Raw genomic sequence first — 16,328 nt, forward strand, 5'->3', positions numbered from 1 at the left:
GCTCAGGGGGGCAACCCCGGACCGCCTTATCCGCGGGGTGCCGCGCCGGGCGGGAGCAGCGGGCGGACCAGCTCCGCAAACCGATCGAAGGCCAGCACACCCGGATAAAGGCGCCCACCGATGATGAAGGACGGCGTCGCGTTCACGTTGAAGTCGCGCGTAGCCTCGAGCCGGGACAGCACGATCGGATCGGTGAAGCCGCGATCACTCCAGCAGGCCTCGATCCGTGCCGCCGGGATGCCCGCGAGGGTGCCCGTTCGACGCAGCCAGGCGCGCGCGTCGGGGCTGTGCGCCCAGGCCTCTTTGTTGGAGTAGAGCGTCGCCAGCAGCGCCTCGTAGCGCTCCGTGCCGCCGCAATGGACCATGGCCGCGGCATCGAGCGCAATGCGGTCCAACGGGAAGTCGCGCAGCAGGAAGCGCACCAGGCCGGGGTCGATGAAGGCCGCCTTGATGCGCGGGAAGATCTCGGTGTGGAAGCGCGCGCAATTGCCGCAGGTCAGCGAGTGGAACTCGATGACCGTGACCGGCGCATCGGCGCGGCCGATGGCGCGCTCGCCGGGCAGCGGCCGCGGCGTTTCGGGGCCGGGCGCGGTCACTTCCCATTGCTGCGCGGGCTGCTGCTGCGCCGTGGCGGCGGCGGCCGCGAGGGTCGCAGGCAGGGCGAGCAGCGCCGTGCGGCGCGAGGATGGTGTCCTCATGGTTCGTTGCTCCCGGTTGGCTTGGCAAGGATGGGGGCGGGCCGCAGGCTGACCAGGATCAGCGTGGTGACGCCGCAGACGATCGCGACGTCCGCCATATTGAAGGTCGGCCAGTGCCAGCCCGCGTAATGCGCGTCGATGAAGTCGACGACGGCGCCAAGGCGCAGCCGGTCGGCGATGTTGCCCATCGCGCCGCCGATGATCAGGCCGAGCGCTGCGCTTTCGAGCCGAAGCGTGCTGCGCCACAGCCAGTGGCCGAGGAAGGCGACGACGCCGAGCTTGATCAGCACGAGCAGCCAGGCCGCGCCGGCGGCGCTCTCCGCGAACATCCCGAAGGTCACGCCGGTGTTGAAGCCAAGGCGCAGGTCGAGCACCGGCAGCAGCGTGATCCCCTCGCTGTAGGGCGGCCACAGCGCGTCCAGGGCCCAGGCCTTGGTGGCCTGGTCGATCGCCGCGGCGAGCATCGCCGCCATGACACCCGATCGCCTCACCGCGTATCCCCTACCGTTGCACCGCGCCGCGCATGCAGCCTCATCCTTGCCGACGTCATCAGCCGAGCCTCGCGAGCCACGGGAATGCCTGCAGGATCCAGATCGCGAGCCGGGTCATCTCGCCGGTGGCGATCGCGACGCCGGCCGCCACCATGATCGAGCCGCTTCCGACCTGCAGGATTCGCCCGAGCCGTCCGAGACGCCGCGCGCGGGCCATCGCCGCCGGCAGGTAGAAGGCCGCGAGCAGGAAGGGCACGCCAAGCCCCAGCGCATAGGCCGCGAGCAGCCCAGCACCCGACCCGGGCGTCAACGCAGCCGCAGCCAGCACGCCCGCCAGCACCGGCCCGATGCATGGCGTCCAGCCGAAGCCGAAGGCAATGCCGATCAGCGTCGCTGACACCGGTCCGCCACCTTCAGAGGGCGGGCGGAAGCGCAGGTCGCGCATCAGCGGCGCCGCGCGCAGCAGGCCCATCTGCACGAGGCCCATCAGCGCGATCAAGCCGCCCGCCACCATGGTGAGTTCGTAGGACCAGCGGCGCAGCAGACCGCCGATCGCCGTCGCCCCCAGGCCGAGCAGCACGAAGACCAGGCCGAAGCCAAACACGAAGAAGGCCGACAGGCGCAGCGCACGCCAGCGTTCGGCGCGTGCCGTCGCGAGGTCGGTGCCGGCAACCCAGGCGACATAGCCCGGCACCAGTGGCAGGACGCAGGGCGAGAGGAACGAGACCAACCCGCCACCGAAGGCCAGGACGAGGCCGAACAGGCTCAGTTCGAGCGTCACCTCCGCCTCCGCAGCGCGAGGGAGGCCGCGGCCAGCAGCAGCGCTGCGAGCGCGAAGGGCCCATCCCTCCAGCGAGCATAGGGCGTGCCACCAGCGGCAGCAGCCGGCAGCGCTACATCCAGCACCCCGGCAATGGCGAGCGACAGCCGCGCGACCTCCCGCCCATGCGCATCGGTGACGAAGGAGATGCCGCTGTTCGCCGCGCGCACCACCGGCAGGCCGAGTTCGATGCCGCGCACCCGGGCGGCCAGCGCATGCTGGTACGGGCCCCAGGAGGTTCCGAACCAGGCGTCGTTGGTCACGGTCAGTATCCAGCCCGGCGCGTCCTGCCCGGCCGGGGGCCGCTCCGGGAAGATTGCCTCGTAGCAAATCAACGGCCAGACCGGCGGCAGGCCGGCGACCGTTATCGCGCGGCGCGGTTCGCCAGGGATGAAATCCACCTCGCCAACCGTCAGCTTTGGCAGCGCCGCGAGAATGCGCCGCAGCGGCTGGTACTCGCCGAAGGGGACCAGGCGGACCTTGTCGTAAGCAGCGGTGATCTGGCCGCCTGCATCGAGTGCGACGATGCTGTTGAGCAGCGCCGGCCGGCCATCTTCTGCGTCGGTGCGGCGCACCGCGCCCGTCAGCAGCGCGCCATCCGGCGGGACCACGGCGGCAAGGCGGGCCCGGATCGTCGCGTCTTCCGCGATCAGGTAGGGCACCGCCGATTCCGGCCAGATGACGTGGGTTGGCGGCGCCGTGCCCTCGGCCGCCCGCGTGCTCAGCGACAGCAGGCTTGTGAGGATCGCCTCGCGCTCGCCCGCCGCCCATTTCAGGTCCTGCGCGATGTTCGGCTGAACGATGCGCAGGCGCACGCCAGCCACAGGTTCGGGCGCGACGGCGGCCAGCCGCAGCGTGCCATACCCCCAAGCGCCTGCCAGCAGCACACCAGCCAGCGCCGCCGGCCAGATCCGCCGTTCGCGGATGGCCAGCGCGGGCAGGATGCCGACCGCGACGGTCAGCAGCCCGGCCCCGTGGATGCCGATGAGCGCGGTGACCTGGAGCAGTGCGTCCGACACGCCCAGCGCATAGCCGGCGATGTTCCAGGGGAAGCCCGTCAACACGACGCCGCGCAGCCATTCGCCGGCCACCCATGAAGCAACCAGCGCGGCGGCTAGCGCCACGCCGCCGCGATCGCCGGACAGCAGCCGCGCGACAAGCAGCGACAGCGCTGGGAACAGCCCCAGCCCCAGCGACAGCGCGGCCAGCGCCGGCCAGGCGAGGGCACCGAAGCGTTCCGCATCCACGGCGAAGGCCTCGGTGATCCAGGATAGGCCGACGAGGAACGATCCGACGCCGAACAGCCAGCCGAGCGCGAAGGCCCCGCGCAGCGACCGAGTCCGCTCCAGCAGCAGGAACAAGCCGCCGAAAGCGATCGGCAGCGCCATCGTCACATGCAGCGGGGCGACGGCGAGCGCCTGGACGGCTCCGAGGGTCGGGGCCAGCAACCACACGGCAGCGCCCACCTGCGTTGGCTGCGCGGCGTCGGCCTGCCCGATAGCCAGTTTAGCCATGGTCACGGCACCGCACCCGGCCGGAGCGCCCGACAACGATCCGTCCGCACAGTGCCCAGATCGGTCCGCGCCACCCAGGTGACGGCGCCAAGGACCAGCGACAGCACGCAGGGCGAGAGGGAAGACACCAGCCCGGCACCAAAGGCCAGGGCGCGGAGCGGGAGCTCGATGGTCACCAATGCTCCCGCCACGCGCCGCTGCGGTCGTTCATCGCCGCTACATCATCCCCGTCATCAGACTGTCGGCGATCCGCTTCTGCCGGTCGTCGAGCGCCGCGTAGAGCGGCCCGGCGGCGGCCCTGACGCGGCGCAGCGCCTCGAGGTGCGAGGCCATCATCCGTTCGTGCCACTCAAGCCGTTGGGGCAGCGGCACCGCCTGCGGCCCGCCCTGCATCATTGGCATCATCATCGGCATCATCTGCCCGTGCATGTCGGCCATCGCCCGCGCGCTCGTCCGCAGCGCCTCGGCGAAGGCGTTCCATTGCGCTTCCTGCGCCGCGGTGATGCCGAGCTCGGCGCGCACGAAGGCGATGCGCCCCTCGGTATGCTGGCCCATCATCATCCCGGGCCCCATCATCATGCCCATCATGCCGCCGCGCATCATCGGCATCATGTGGTCCCGGCCCATCATGCCGGGTCCCATTCCCTGTCCCATCATGCCAGGACCCATCATGCCGGGGCCCATCATCATCCCAGGGCCCATCATCGGCATGCCGTAGCCCATCATCCCCGGTCCCATCATGTCGGGGGCCATGCCCTGGCCCATCATCCAGGGACCCATCATGCCGGGGCCCATCATGCCTGGGGCCGTCGCGCCGGGCGACGGCGCCTGGCCGGCCGGCCCGCCGGGCTGTCCGGTCTGCGCCCAGGCGCCGCCGCCGGCGCCGATGAGGGCCGCCGCTGTGGCAGCCAGCGCCACCTTCCTCAAGATCGCCATGTCGTCCTCCTCGTGTCACTAGTTGTGATGTTTTGGCCTGCAGTGTGCGCAGCACGCGCGATCCGCCTGCGTGCGGTACGCCGCGGCGGATCAGGCCGTCTCCGCCGCGCCGAGTTCCGCCACGACCTGGCGCAGCATCTCGCGCACCTGTCCCGCCGTCTCGGCGAGCGCCGGGTTCTCGATGGCGCGCATCGACGCCTCCGGGTCCACGGCGGAAACTTCTACGCGGCCGCCGTCGCGCTCCTGCAGGATGACGTTGCAGGGTAGCATGGTGCCGATCTTATCCTCGGCCTTGAGCGCCCGGTACGCCATTTGCGGGTTGCAGGCGCCGAGGATGCGGTAGGGACGGAAGTCCACGTCGAGCTTCTTCTTCAGCGTCGCCCGCACGTCGATATCTGTGAGCACGCCGAAGCCGTGGCGTTTGAGTGCCTCCGTCGTCGCCTCGACGGCCCGCTCCATCGGGCCCTCGACGGTGGTGGTAAAGTGGTAAGCCATGGCGTCGGCTCCTCGTTTTCTCGCCGGGAACGATGGCTCGTGACGGCCCACGTCCCGCATTGGCCCGCTCGCCAAGCGGCAAGCGGGATGTCTCAGCCGCGTCCGAGGAGGTCGGCCTTGCGGCGGAGGTATTCGTCGCGCTCCACCTCGCCGCGCGCGTACCGGAGGTCGAGCGCCTCAACGGCGGAGGCGGCCCCGGGCGCGCGTCGGCGCAGCAGGACCACCGCAAGCGAGACAAGCGCGACCAGCGTGACCAGCCAGGCGAGGCCGCAGCCCCACCCCCAGCCGCCGTGCATCATCATCCAAGGGCGGTCGCCCCAGCCGCCGCCAGGTCCCACGGGCTGCGCTACCGCCGCGTTGGCGGCGAGGGCGAGCAGGGCTGCGGCAGGGGCCGCCCTCCTCCACATCATCGTGCTGGCCTCCAGGCGAGCAGGCGAAGCGCGTTCAGGGTCACGAGCACCGTCGCACCGGTATCGGCGAGGATCGCCGGCCACAAGCCGGTGATGCCGGCGAGCGTGGTCACCAGGAATACGCCCTTGAGGCCGACCGCGACCGCGACGTTCTGCCTGACGTTCGCCATCGTCGCGCGCGAGAGGCCGATCAGTTCCGCGACCCCCGTTACGCGATCTTTTAGCACAGTGGCATCCGCCGCTTCCAGCGCCACATCGGTGCCGCTGCCCATCGCCACGCCGACATTGGCTGCCGCCAGCGCCGGCGCGTCGTTGATGCCGTCGCCGACCATCACCACCGTGCCGCGCTCGCGCAGCTTGCCGATCTCGCGCAACTTGTCGTCGGGCAACAACTCCGCCTTGGCATCGAGGCCGAGCGAGATGGCGATCGCCTCGCCGGTGCGGCGGTTGTCGCCGGTCAGCATGACGGGACGCACGCCCAGCGCCGTGATCGCCGCGACGCCGGCCACCGCGTCGGGGCGGGGTTCGTCGCGCAGCGCGACCAGACCGGCGACGGCGCCATCGGCCAGCACCACCGCGACCGTCTTGCCCTCGCCTTCCAGGCGGTCGAGCACAGCTTCCAGCGCGCCGAGCGCGGCGTTGGCCTCGCGCGCATGGCGCGGGCTGCCGACCGATACGGCGACGCCATCGACCGTGCCGGTCATCGCGCGGCCGGGGATGGCGGATTGCGCGGTCGCGGCAGGCACGGCGATGGCGCGCGACGCCGCCTCGGCGAGCACGGCCTTGGCCAGCGGATGGGACGAGCCCTGCTCGACCGCGGCGGCGAGGGCGATCGTCTGCTCGACGCCGCGGCCCTCGGCGGCGATGACGTCGGTCACCTTGGGACTGCCCTCGGTCAGCGTGCCGGTCTTGTCGAAGGCGACGGTGCGGGCGGCGCCGATCGCCTCCAGCGCCGCGCCGCCCTTGACCAGCAAGCCGCGTCGCGCGCCCGCTGACAGCCCCGAGGCCATCGCCGCCGGCACGGAGATGACCAGCGCGCAGGGGCAGGCGATCAGCAACACGGCGAGGCCGCGGTAGATGCTGGTCCACCAGTCCCAGCCCAGCGCGAAGGGCGGCACCAGGATGACGATGAGCGCCACGATCATCGCCCCGGGCGTCCACCAGGCCGAGAAGCGCTCGATGAAGCGCTGCGTCGGCGCACGCGACGCGGTGGCTTCCTCCACCATGCGGATGATGCGGGCGATGGTGTTGTCGGCCGCGGCGCGCGTAACGCGCACGCGGAGGGCGCCATCGGCGTTGATGGCGCCGGCCATCACCGCATCGCCGGGGCCGCGCGCCACCGGCACGCTCTCACCGGTGACGGGGCTCTCGTCGAGCGCGGTGTTGCCTTCCTCGATCACGCCGTCGCAGGGCACGCGGTCACCGGGGCGGACCAGCACCAGGTCGCCGACCGCCAGGCGCTCGGGGGCGACCTGCTCGGTCGTGCCGTCCGGCCGCAGGCGCAGTGCCACACGAGGCATGAGGTTCGCCAGGGCGCGGATGCCCTCGCGCGCGCGGCCGGCCGCGACGTTCTCCAGCAATTCGCCGACCGCGAACAGCAGGACGACGACGGCCGCTTCCTCGGCCGCGCCGATCACCGCCGCCCCGATCGCGGCGGTGACCATCAGCGTCTCGATGCTGAACGGGCTGCCGGCGCGGGCTAGTGCGATGGCCCGCCGGCCGAAGGGCACCAGCGCGACGGCGGTGGCGGCGAGGAACAGCGGGTAGGTCAGCCGTTCCGGCAGGACGAGGGAGAGCGCATAGGCGCCGAGCACCAGCGCGCCGAGCAGCCAGACCAGCTTCGCCTTGCCGGTCGCCCACCAGGGCTTTGCGGCGTCGGCGGGATCTTCGTGGTCGGCATGGCTGTGGCCGTGCCCGGCGGGTGGTCCGGCCGCGCCGGCGGCGGGGCCGTGGTGGTCGGCGCGCTCGTGCTCGTGATCATAGTCGCTCGCGGCCGGCGCGGCGCCGGCGGGCGGGGTCGGCATCGCGCCATCGAGCCGCTTCGTCGCATAGCCGAGCGCGGCGACCTGCGCCTCGATCGCCTCGGGCTGGCCCGGCGCATCGAGGTGGAGGGTCAGCCGCTCCGCCATGAGGTTGACCTCGACGGCGGAAACACCCGGCAGCCGCTCCACGGCCTTCGTCACCTTGGCGACGCAGGAGGCGCAATCCATGCCCTCAACCCGCCAAGTCAGTTTCGTCGCTGCGCCCATGATGCCTGTCCAGTGCTCCTGGGCAGGGTTATGGGACCTCCAGCGACTGGAGGTTCAAGCCCTCTTTTCGAACCGAGTCAGGCGGGGCGCGAGCCGTGGAACCGCATGAAGGGGCGGTGCGCGCCGCTGCCGAAGGCGATCACGTCGTAGCTGTCCACCGGCGCGCCCGGCACCTCCATGCCCGGGGAGCCCACCGGCATTTCCGGCACGGCCAGGCCGCGCACGCCCTCTGGCCGTTCCGTCAGCAGGCGGCGGATGGCGGCGGCGGGCACATGGCCTTCGAGCGCGTAGCCCTCGACCTCGCCCGCATGGCAGGAGAGCAGGTCGGCCGGCGTTCCCAGGCGGCGTCGCACCGGGGCGACCGAGGCCACCACCTGGTCCGCCACGGCCAAGCCCTCGGAGCGCAGGTGTGCGACCCAGCCCGAGCAGCAGCCGCAATTCGGGTCGCGCCAGACGCTGACGCGCGTGGCGCGTTGGGCGGAGGCCGGGGCCGGCATCGCCGCGACGAAGGCGGCGGCGAGCACGCCGCGCCGCGACGCCAGACGCGCAAGGACATTTCGTGACTGCATCATGGCCGCGCTCCGCTGCATGTCCTCGACGCTAGTCTCCGAACGCCGCGTCGAAAAGGAGCTTGAGGTTGAGCCCGACGATCACCGCCGCGATCAGCCAGCCGAACGCGAGCTGCCAGGCGGGCGCGGCGAGCGCGCCGAACCGCTTCTTGTCGGAGGCGAACATCATCAGCGGGATGACTGCGAAAGGCAGCTGCACCGACAGGATCACCTGGCTCAGGATCAACAGCTGCGCGGTCCCCGAGGCGCCATAATACCAGGTCACGATGATGGCCGGGATGATCGCGATCAGCCGCGTGACCAGCCGGCGGAGCACGGGCGGCAGGCGGAACCGCAGGAAGCCCTCCATCACCACCTGGCCCGCGAGCGTGGCCGTGACGGTCGCGTTCAGGCCGCAGAGCAGGAGCGCGATCGCGAAGAGCTTGGCGGCCATGACGCTGCCGAGCAGCGGCGCCATGAGCTGGTAGGCCTCGCCGATCTCGGCGACCTCCGTGTTGCCGGCCGTGTGGAAGGTCGCGGCTGCCGTGATGAGGATGGCGGAGTTGATGAACAGCGCCAGCGTCAGCGCGATCGTGCTGTCGATCGTGGCGAACTTGATCGCCTCCCGCTTGCCGGGCTCGTCCAGTGTCCAGGCGCGCGACTGCACCACGGCGGTGTGCAAATACAGGTTGTGCGGCATCACCGTCGCACCGAGGATGCCCATGGCGATGTAGAGCTGCGTCTCGTTGGTCACGATCGAGACGGCCGGGATGTAGCCGCGCAGGACGTCGCCCCAGACCGGGTCGGACAGCGCGATCTGCACGGCGAAGCAGCCGAAGATCAGCAGGATGAAGCCGAAGATCAGCGCCTCGAGCCAGCGCACGCCCTTGTTCTGGAGCCACAGGATCAGGAAGGCATCGAGCGCCGTTAGGATCACGCCATACAGCAGCGGGATGCCGAACAGGAGTTCCAGCGCGATCGCTGTGCCGATCAGCTCGGCCAGGTCGGTGGCGCAGATCGCCACCTCCGCGAAGAACCAGAGCGGGTAGGCGACGGGCTTCGGGAAGCGATCGCGGCAGAGTTGCGCCAGGTCCCGCCCGGTGACGATCCCGATGCGCGCGCACAGCGCCTGCAGCAGGATCGCCATCAGCGAGGAGGTGAGCGCGACGGCGAGCAGAGTGTAGCCGAAGGCCGAGCCGCCGGCGAGCGAGGTGGCCCAGTTGCCCGGGTCCATGTAGCCGACCGCGACCAGGTAGCCCGGCCCCATGAAGGCGAACATCTTGCGCAGGAAGCCGCCGGCGTTCGGCACGGCGACGCTGCGGTGGACCTCGGGCAGGCTGGGCGGGCCGGGGGCGGTGGCCGCTGCTGCAGCATCATCGGGAGGCGGGTTCATGTCGCAGCTCCGAAGTTCAGCCTAGGCTAAGTTATGGCTATGCGACTATCAAGGGGGACGGTCTTCACCACCCTTTCTGGCCATGAAGCGCAGCCCCGCGGTACGATCCCTCCCGCCCGCCGACGACCATGCCGTGCGCTTCGCGCGTCAGCGCGAGGCCGACCGGACGGCGACGGCGGAGGACTATGTGGAGCTGATCGCCGACCTGCTGCGCGAGGAAGGCGAGGCGCGCGCGGTCGAGCTCGCCCGGCGCATGGGCGTGTCGCAGGCGACGGTGACGGCCACGGTCGGGCGCCTCCAGCGCGACGGGCTGGTCGAGACCAAGCCCTATCGGGGCCTCTTCCTCACCGATGCCGGCCGCGCGATGGCCCAGGCGGCGAAGGCGCGCCACGACCTTGTGGTGCGCTTCCTGATCGCGGTCGGGCTTGACGCCGAGACGGCCGAGCAGGACGCGGAAGGGCTGGAGCACCACGCAAGCGAGAAGGCGCTGGAGGCCTTCGCAAGGTTCGTCGCGAAGCGGGAGGCAGGCGGCGCGTGAGCGAAACCCTCTCGATCGGCGACCTAGCCCGCGCGACAGGCGTCAAGCCGACGACGATCCGTTGGTACGAGCAGGAAGGCTGGCTGCCGCCGCCAGCGCGCACCGAGGGTGGACATCGGGCGTATGGAGCGGCCCACCTCCGTCGCCTCGGCTTCATCCGCCATGCGCGGGAGTTGGGGTTCGCGAGCGAGGCGATCCGGGCACTGCTCGACCTGGCCGACCACCCCGACGCCGACTGCAGCGCGGCGCACGCGCTGGCCACCGCTCAGATCCGTGAGATCGACGCGCGACTGTCGCGACTGACGGCCCTGCGTGCCGAGCTGGAAAGGATGGCCACGAGTTGCGAAGGCGGCGTGGTCGGCGAATGCCGGATCATCGAGACACTCGCCGATTTCGAGCACGGGCATTGCGCCGATCCGTTGCACCGCGGGCGCTGAGGGCGTCAGCGTCGTCCAGGAAGCGGCGACGGTTCGAATCCGGGAGCACTCCCTCCGCCAGTCCCCCCGTATCCGACCGTTCTCCGCGGCCGTGACCGCCGCCGAAAGGCGCAGGTTTCCCGGGACTTCGGCGCCCCGGCCTTGATACTGCGCTGGCGGAACGAGGGCCGCTTTCGCTCTCCGGAGGGCCGGGTCTCTCCCGACCTTGATACTAGGCCGATTTAGTCGACAAGGTTAACCCACTGATCTGACGACGTATTGCGTTGGCCTGCCGGTACGGAAGTTGGCACTCCGATCGCCCTTCCGATCGCACTTGCACGAAACTCGCCAGGGTTAACCCCCAAGGCGCCAAGGTCACACTTGTGAACCAGGGCACGGCACGGCCAGCCTCCTTGCGGCGCAAATCGCGGGCCTGCTCAAAGCCGTCGAGCCGGTACACCTCTCCGGAGTTCAGCTCACATGAGGCCCCGGCACGAATGCCGGGGAAGACAGGCTTCGGCGGCCTCGGAAGCATCGCCTTCACAGGCTTCAATGAGGCCCCGGCACGAATGCCGGGGAAGAGCGGGTCGCGGCCAGAAGAGCCATCGTCCCCAGCCAGCTTCAATGAGGCCCCGGCACGAATGCCGAGGAAGAGGCCAGCGGCGGGCGCGCTCCTCCCGTCGTCACGGCGCTTCAATGAGGCCCCGGCACGAATGCCGGGGAAGAGAGCGTGGGCAGTCGCGGGACGTGAACTGACGCTGTTCGTGCTTCAATGAGGCCCCGGCACGAATGCCGGGGAAGAGTTCTTCGCGGACCATGACGAGGAGCGGGGGGCGGTATGGCTTCAATGAGGCCCCGGCACGAATGCCGGGGAAGAGTCCCCCCTTCTTCATCCTCACTTCCCAGCCGGCAGAGCTTCAATGAGGCCCCGGCACGAATGCCGGGGAAGAGGCCACGCATCCGCGAAGGCGGTGGCGGACTTCAACTCGCTTCAATGAGGCCCCGGCACGAATGCCGGGGAAGAGGCCTCGGCCGCGCTCTCCGCCCCCCACACCCCCTCGCTTCAATGAGGCCCCGGCACGAATGCCGGGGAAGAGCGCCGCGCGGAGGCGCTGAGCCATGGCCCTCACGCGGCTTCAATGAGGCCCCGGCACGAATGCCGGGGAAGAGCACGCCTCCAACATTGCCTGTTCTACCAGGCAGTTGCAGGCCAGGTTGCGAGGACTCCCGAGCGGGGACTGGCCATATCGCCGCGTTGGCGCGCATCGCCGCCTGCGGAGGGAGCTTAACGCCTTGATTCACCCTGTCAAAGAGCCCCTGCGAGCGCTGCCGCGCGAATCGCCGCCACCTCAGCGCTCGCAGCACCTCGGCGAGCATACGGTCGATCGCCCGGCCCGGTCACACGATGATCGGTTGCCGAGCCACCGGTGCGAACGGCTTGCCGAGGCTGGAGACACGCGGCTTCACGTCATCGGCTGGTCCGAGATCGAGGACGACAACGTGATCCTCGTCGTGCTTGATGACGCCAGTGATGGCTGCCTTCAGCTCCGCCAGCCCACGGCGCGACAGCCGCGCCTGAAAGACCGACAGCTGAAGCCACTCGCCCCGCCCATTCATGACTTTGAAGAGCCGCCGCCAACGCTTCGGATCGCGCACGTCATAGGCGATCACGTAAAGATGGTCTGCGAGACGCATACGCTGCCTCAGCGCGGTGTGATGTGCGGCAGGTCCGGGATCTCGCCGGCGAGATAGCGGCCCAGCAGCCGCGCTTGCACCTCGAACAGCCGACGATACGAGACCCGATACCCGAACAGCGGATGCGTGATCTCCTGGTCGAGTCGCCGTTCGTACGCCGCAATCATCGCTTTGCGCCCGTTGGGGGTCAGCGCCACTGCGCCGGCGCGTTCGAGGAAATCCCCTGCGTCGATCTCACCATTGTTGCAGGCGAGCAGCACGGCAGAGTCGGCCACCAGCGGGCGGAAGGGCTCCATCATGTCCAGCGCCAGCGCCGGCCGCCCATAGCGCGGCTGGTGATAGAAGCCGCGATACGCATCAAGCCCCACGGCAGAAAGCTGCACGGTCCAGGTGCGCACCAGCATTGCGTACGTAAAGGACAGCAACGCATTCACCGGATCGCTGGGCGGTCGCCGGTTTCGGCCGTCCCAGTCGAACCGTGGACGGCCAGATGCACTCTCCGCCAGGCACTGCGCGAAGGCGCTGAAGTAGCGACGCGCCGCCATACCCTCGATGCCCAGGAGCGTCGGCAGATCACGCGCTGCCTCCGCCTGCTGGCGATCCCGATCTAGCAGTGCGAGCACCTCGTCGGCTGGCTCCTCACCGCGCCAGTTCCGCCTGACCAACGTGCGCGCGTTGCGGATCTTCGCTGCAACCAACCCGCGGGCGAAGCGCAGGCAGAAATCCTGCTCGAAGCTCTGGCGCCACTGATGCGCCCGCAACCCGACGTTCCGATGCCCGAGCCCGACCGTATGGCCGAGAAACCACCCGCCTGCGCTGTGCCAGCTGACCGGGATCTCGCGGCGCATCAGCTCGTGCAACGCGGGGGTGGTCAGAATCGCATGACCGAAGATCGCGACCTGCGACACCTCTGCCAGGCGCGCGCTGGCGACCTTCGCGCCCTCGATCGAGATCATCAGCGTCTCGCCATCCTTGCCGATCCGCGCGCGATTCTCCTGCACGACCAAGGGCAATGCCTCGGCGCGCCCCGCCGCCAGCGGACGCGGCTCGATCCGCCCATTGCGCAACCACCCGACTTCGTCGGGCAGGCAGATGGCGACCAGGGAACAGCGTGCACATTTCGGACTGTCTTCGAGCGGCGGCGGGATGTGGCCAGAGGCTGCCATCAGGCGGAGGCTGTGAACCGCGGAGGAAACTGCCGCGCTCAGCTCCTCATCGAACGCTACGGCGACACGCTCGCGACTCTCGGCGAAATAGAGGATCCCCTCGTCGCAGGTGTAGCCGTGCTCGCGCAGCAGGACGATCTGCACGCCGAGTTGGACGCGCTCGGGCAGATAGGCCGACTTCTCGACATGCGGTCGCCGTCCACGCTTGTAGTCCACGGGTCGGACCGTTCCACCCTCACCCTCGACGAGGTCGAGCTTCGCGATCACGCCGAGGCGTTCAGAGGACAGCGTGATCGAGCGGGCGTGGATCCGCGCGGTCTCGTCGATCTCGCCGGCCCCGGGCAGTGCGCCGCGTGCGGCGTCGGCGGCGCGATGGACGAAACGGCCTTCCGCAGTGTCGGCGCTCTCGGCCCACTCGCCCTGCACCCACTCGAGATAGGCGAGCCGTGGGCAGTAGACGAACTCGTTGACCATGCGCGCGGGCAGGAGGGGGATGTCCGAGCCGGTGGTGCCGGGAAACGCCAGCGGCAGTTCGGGCTGGGGCAAAGGTTCGCTCATGGCGCGGCGCTGAACAAACCTCCGCCGGCATGGGCCAAAGCGCACGGGTCTGCAGCGATCGCGTCCATCCGGTCGCGAATGGGCGCGCGCACCAACTCCAGGGCCCGCTCCAGGATCGCGGCGCCGGGCATGCCACCGGCACCAGCCCAGAGCTTCAGTGGGTCCCGGCGTGTCGCGTCGCCCCAATGTTCCACGGGCAGACACATGTCTTGCGCCTCGAGGATGGCGGGAAGGACATCCGGCCCGTCGGGGAAGGGGAAGGGAAAGACGGGCTCCGGGATGGCCCGTGTCTGAATCTTCCAGAACTTCGCCCATTCACCGACCGAGAACGGCTTGGCGGGCTTGTCCTTCTTTTCGGACTTTCCCCATTTCGCCATATCAAAGGCCTCCGCGACCGACAGCACAGCGGTAACCTTCGCCCCCGCGAGGAAACCCAGCACTTCCCGCACCGGGTTCGCCGTGCCGTCCGCACGCAGCCGAAAGCGCACCGTCCCAGGGTCCGACCAGTCGAAGCCGCCCTCCGCGCCGCCGATCAGGATCTCCGCCGCCTCCATGAAACCAAGACAGGCGAAGACCTGGCCTGGATTGAACAGATCGACCGGGATCCGCGCTTCGGCCATCAGCCCTTCTCCAACGCGGCCGAGGCGGCGGCATCCGCGCACCGGAGCAACGCCTCCCACCAGGCGAGACCCCACGGCCCCCAGCGTTGCTGGAGCCGCGCCAAACGCAGCGTCGTCTCCCGCGCCAGCTCCTCCGCCGTGCTCGGCATCAGCGGCGCCCCGTTCGTCTCGATCACCGGCCGAGCCCTGCCGTGATGCGCGGCGATCAGATGCAGCGCGAGATCGCACAGATGGTCGGGAAGGTCGGAGAGCGCGGGGTCGCGCGTTGCTTCCGCCAGCGATCCGAACTCGTGACGGTAACCATCGAGGCGCGCCTGATCGACGCGCCGCGCCGCGGTTTTGGCGTACGGTCTGCCTTGGCGCGGCGCCGCGAACGCGTCCTGCCAGCGCTCAGCCGCCTTGCCGGCATCGTGCAGCCGTGCGGCGTGGCGCAGCACGTCGCCATACTTGGACGGCAGCCGGAGGCGCTCGCCAATCGCCGTCACCGCACACTCGACCGCGGCGGCGTGATCGGCGAGCGCCTGCACGCATCGGGCCAGCGCGGGATCCGCCTGCGCGCGCTCGGGCGTCCAGATGCGCAGCACCTTAGCGGGCGCCCCTTCCTCATCGAGCGCAATCGGCCAGGCATGCGCCTCGACCCAGCCTCCCTCCGGCGGATCGGCTTCCTCGGCCGCGCCGACAGAGACGCGCAGCGGCACGCCGGCCATGCCCGCTGGCGCATCCACGGTGCAGCCGATGCCACGGTCGCCGGCCGGCGCATCTGAGGCCGCACCTTCCGCTTTCGCATCCAAGAGTCCCTCATCGGAGAGGCCGCCCAGGCCGCTCCACACGACGATCAGCCGGCCGGACAGCCTCGTGGCATCCGTCTTGGCATCGAGGCGCGCGAGGTCTGCGAGCGTCAGCGCATGCTCGAACTCGAGAGCCGGTGTCAGCACCAGCGCCCCGGGGATCGCAGCGTTTTCCCGCGTGCCGGATACTGCGCAGGCGCGCGCCTTCAGCACCTCGACCGCCCGACAGACCGGCGCTTCCAGCACCTCGGCCGGCGCCGGCGGGGCATGCTCGAAGAACGCCGACACCTCGCGCGGCACGACCGGTTCACCTCGAGGCCGGGGTGATCAGGGTCCCGGCCAACAATGCGCACGTAATGGCCTGGCTCGGCATCAAGGTGATCGATGACCGCACTGCCGTTCCGCAGCGCGATCCATCCATCGTGCGGGAGCAGGTCCACCAGGCCGTTGAGGTAGCGGTGGCCGGTCGGGATCGAGCAGCACTGCCCCTCATCGATCTCCTCGATCTCGCCGACCTCCACCGGCAGCGCCACGACGGGAACGCTCAGACGCAGCTGCTGCTCCGCCGCCAGCACACCCATGTCGATCAGGGTGAGGCCAAACCGCTCGCCGATGTCGTCGATGCTGAAGAACCGCTTGTGCGCTGTGCTGGATCGCATCGCGCTCGCCTCACCGCATGCCCTGCGCGCGCATGCGGCGATACCCGCTGGTGTTCCTGGACGCGCTGCGCGTCAAGGTGCGCGACGAGGGCACGGTGCGCAACAAGGCGGTCTACGTCGCGCTCGGCGTCCGCATCGACGGCACCGAGGAGGTGCTCGGGCTCTGGATCGAGCAGACCGAGGGAGCAAAGTTCTGGCTGCGCGTCATGAACGAGCTGCGTGACCGCGGCGTCGAGGACATCCTGATCGCCGTGGTCGACGGGCTGAAGGGCTTCCCCGACGCGATCGCCGCGGTGTTCCCACAGACCCAGGTGCAGGCCTGCATCGTGCATCT

General features: G+C 70.1%; 19 protein-coding genes and 1 pseudogene. 3 read left to right on the forward strand and 17 right to left on the reverse strand.

Features of this window, described 5'->3' with window-relative positions; translation table 11 throughout:
* Positions 1–26: 26 nt before the first annotated feature.
* The 11 genes from F563_RS0117070 to F563_RS0117120 form a co-directional block, all read right to left on the reverse strand.
* A complete protein-coding gene (locus F563_RS0117070; RefSeq protein ID WP_019015906.1) occupies positions 27–698 on the reverse strand; it encodes a DsbA family protein in 672 nt (223 codons plus the stop codon).
* Positions 695–1,162, reverse strand: coding sequence for a signal peptidase II (lspA, locus tag F563_RS0117075; protein WP_245557153.1), 468 nt, complete (start codon positions 1,160–1,162; stop codon positions 695–697). The genes F563_RS0117070 and lspA overlap by 4 nt, the downstream gene beginning before the upstream one ends.
* An 85-nt stretch (positions 1,163–1,247) precedes the next feature.
* On the reverse strand, positions 1,248–1,970 hold the full coding sequence (locus F563_RS0117080; RefSeq protein ID WP_019015908.1) for a cytochrome c biogenesis CcdA family protein: 723 nt from the start codon (positions 1,968–1,970) through the stop codon (positions 1,248–1,250).
* The gene (gene lnt, locus F563_RS0117085) at positions 1,967–3,523 is read right to left on the reverse strand and encodes an apolipoprotein N-acyltransferase (protein WP_156825235.1); all 1,557 of its coding nucleotides are present in this window, start codon (positions 3,521–3,523) and stop codon (positions 1,967–1,969) included. The genes F563_RS0117080 and lnt overlap by 4 nt, the downstream gene beginning before the upstream one ends.
* Before the next feature lie 2 nt (positions 3,524–3,525).
* Positions 3,526–3,699 (reverse strand): sulfite exporter TauE/SafE family protein, encoded by a 174-nt coding sequence (locus F563_RS24940; RefSeq protein WP_156825236.1) that lies wholly within the window; start codon positions 3,697–3,699, stop codon positions 3,526–3,528.
* Between the two features lie 40 nt (positions 3,700–3,739).
* Positions 3,740–4,459, reverse strand: a complete 720-nt coding sequence (locus F563_RS23060; RefSeq protein ID WP_019015910.1) for a Spy/CpxP family protein refolding chaperone — start codon at positions 4,457–4,459, stop codon at positions 3,740–3,742.
* A 90-nt stretch (positions 4,460–4,549) separates the two neighbouring features.
* Entirely contained in the window at positions 4,550–4,954 is a 405-nt protein-coding gene (locus tag F563_RS0117100) for a DUF302 domain-containing protein (protein ID WP_019015911.1), read from the reverse strand.
* A gap of 92 nt (positions 4,955–5,046) precedes the next feature.
* Positions 5,047–5,364 carry an SHOCT domain-containing protein gene (locus F563_RS0117105; RefSeq protein WP_156825237.1) on the reverse strand — a complete coding sequence of 106 codons (318 nt, stop codon included), beginning with the start codon at positions 5,362–5,364 and terminating at the stop codon, positions 5,047–5,049.
* Positions 5,361–7,574, reverse strand: coding sequence for a heavy metal translocating P-type ATPase (locus F563_RS0117110; RefSeq protein ID WP_019015913.1), 2,214 nt, complete (start codon positions 7,572–7,574; stop codon positions 5,361–5,363). Before F563_RS0117110 ends, F563_RS0117105 begins: the two co-directional genes overlap by 4 nt.
* A 116-nt stretch (positions 7,575–7,690) precedes the next feature.
* On the reverse strand, positions 7,691–8,185 hold the full coding sequence (locus F563_RS0117115) for a DUF411 domain-containing protein (RefSeq protein WP_245557154.1): 495 nt from the start codon (positions 8,183–8,185) through the stop codon (positions 7,691–7,693).
* A 28-nt stretch (positions 8,186–8,213) separates the two neighbouring features.
* Entirely contained in the window at positions 8,214–9,554 is a 1,341-nt protein-coding gene (locus F563_RS0117120; protein ID WP_019015915.1) for an Nramp family divalent metal transporter, read from the reverse strand.
* 82 nt (positions 9,555–9,636) lie between these two features.
* Between F563_RS0117120 and mntR the strand changes: the two genes are divergently transcribed.
* Positions 9,637–10,092: a manganese-binding transcriptional regulator MntR gene (gene mntR, locus F563_RS0117125; protein WP_019015916.1), complete on the forward strand. Its 456-nt coding sequence runs from the start codon at positions 9,637–9,639 to the stop codon at positions 10,090–10,092.
* Positions 10,089–10,529: a MerR family transcriptional regulator gene (locus F563_RS0117130; RefSeq protein ID WP_019015917.1), complete on the forward strand. Its 441-nt coding sequence runs from the start codon at positions 10,089–10,091 to the stop codon at positions 10,527–10,529. The genes mntR and F563_RS0117130 overlap by 4 nt, the downstream gene beginning before the upstream one ends.
* Before the next feature lie 211 nt (positions 10,530–10,740).
* Here the strand turns inward: F563_RS0117130 and F563_RS25985 are convergent, their stop codons facing one another.
* The 6 genes from F563_RS25985 to F563_RS0117155 form a co-directional block, all read right to left on the reverse strand.
* Positions 10,741–11,205, reverse strand: coding sequence for a hypothetical protein (locus F563_RS25985; RefSeq protein WP_425386947.1), 465 nt, complete (start codon positions 11,203–11,205; stop codon positions 10,741–10,743).
* 701 nt (positions 11,206–11,906) lie between these two features.
* The gene (gene cas2, locus F563_RS0117135) at positions 11,907–12,179 is read right to left on the reverse strand and encodes a CRISPR-associated endonuclease Cas2 (protein ID WP_245557155.1); all 273 of its coding nucleotides are present in this window, start codon (positions 12,177–12,179) and stop codon (positions 11,907–11,909) included.
* Positions 12,180–12,211: 32 nt separating this feature from the next.
* Complete coding sequence (locus F563_RS0117140) at positions 12,212–13,927, reverse strand: CRISPR-associated endonuclease Cas4/Cas1 (RefSeq protein ID WP_035575505.1); 1,716 nt, start codon at positions 13,925–13,927, stop codon at positions 12,212–12,214.
* Positions 13,924–14,547 (reverse strand): hypothetical protein, encoded by a 624-nt coding sequence (locus F563_RS23065; protein WP_019015920.1) that lies wholly within the window; start codon positions 14,545–14,547, stop codon positions 13,924–13,926. The genes F563_RS0117140 and F563_RS23065 overlap by 4 nt, the downstream gene beginning before the upstream one ends.
* Entirely contained in the window at positions 14,547–15,548 is a 1,002-nt protein-coding gene (locus tag F563_RS0117150) for a CRISPR-associated endonuclease Cas3'' (protein ID WP_156825238.1), read from the reverse strand. The genes F563_RS23065 and F563_RS0117150 overlap by 1 nt, the downstream gene beginning before the upstream one ends.
* The gene (locus F563_RS0117155; RefSeq protein WP_019015922.1) at positions 15,542–15,994 is read right to left on the reverse strand and encodes a hypothetical protein; all 453 of its coding nucleotides are present in this window, start codon (positions 15,992–15,994) and stop codon (positions 15,542–15,544) included. The genes F563_RS0117150 and F563_RS0117155 overlap by 7 nt, the downstream gene beginning before the upstream one ends.
* A gap of 41 nt (positions 15,995–16,035) precedes the next feature.
* Here F563_RS0117155 and F563_RS0117160 point away from each other — a divergent pair.
* Positions 16,036–16,328 (forward strand): annotated as a pseudogene (locus F563_RS0117160) (transposase); the annotation flags it as partial.

The sequence above is a fragment of the Elioraea tepidiphila DSM 17972 genome (assembly GCF_000378465.1).
Taxonomy (GTDB): Bacteria; Pseudomonadota; Alphaproteobacteria; order Acetobacterales; family Acetobacteraceae; genus Elioraea; species Elioraea tepidiphila.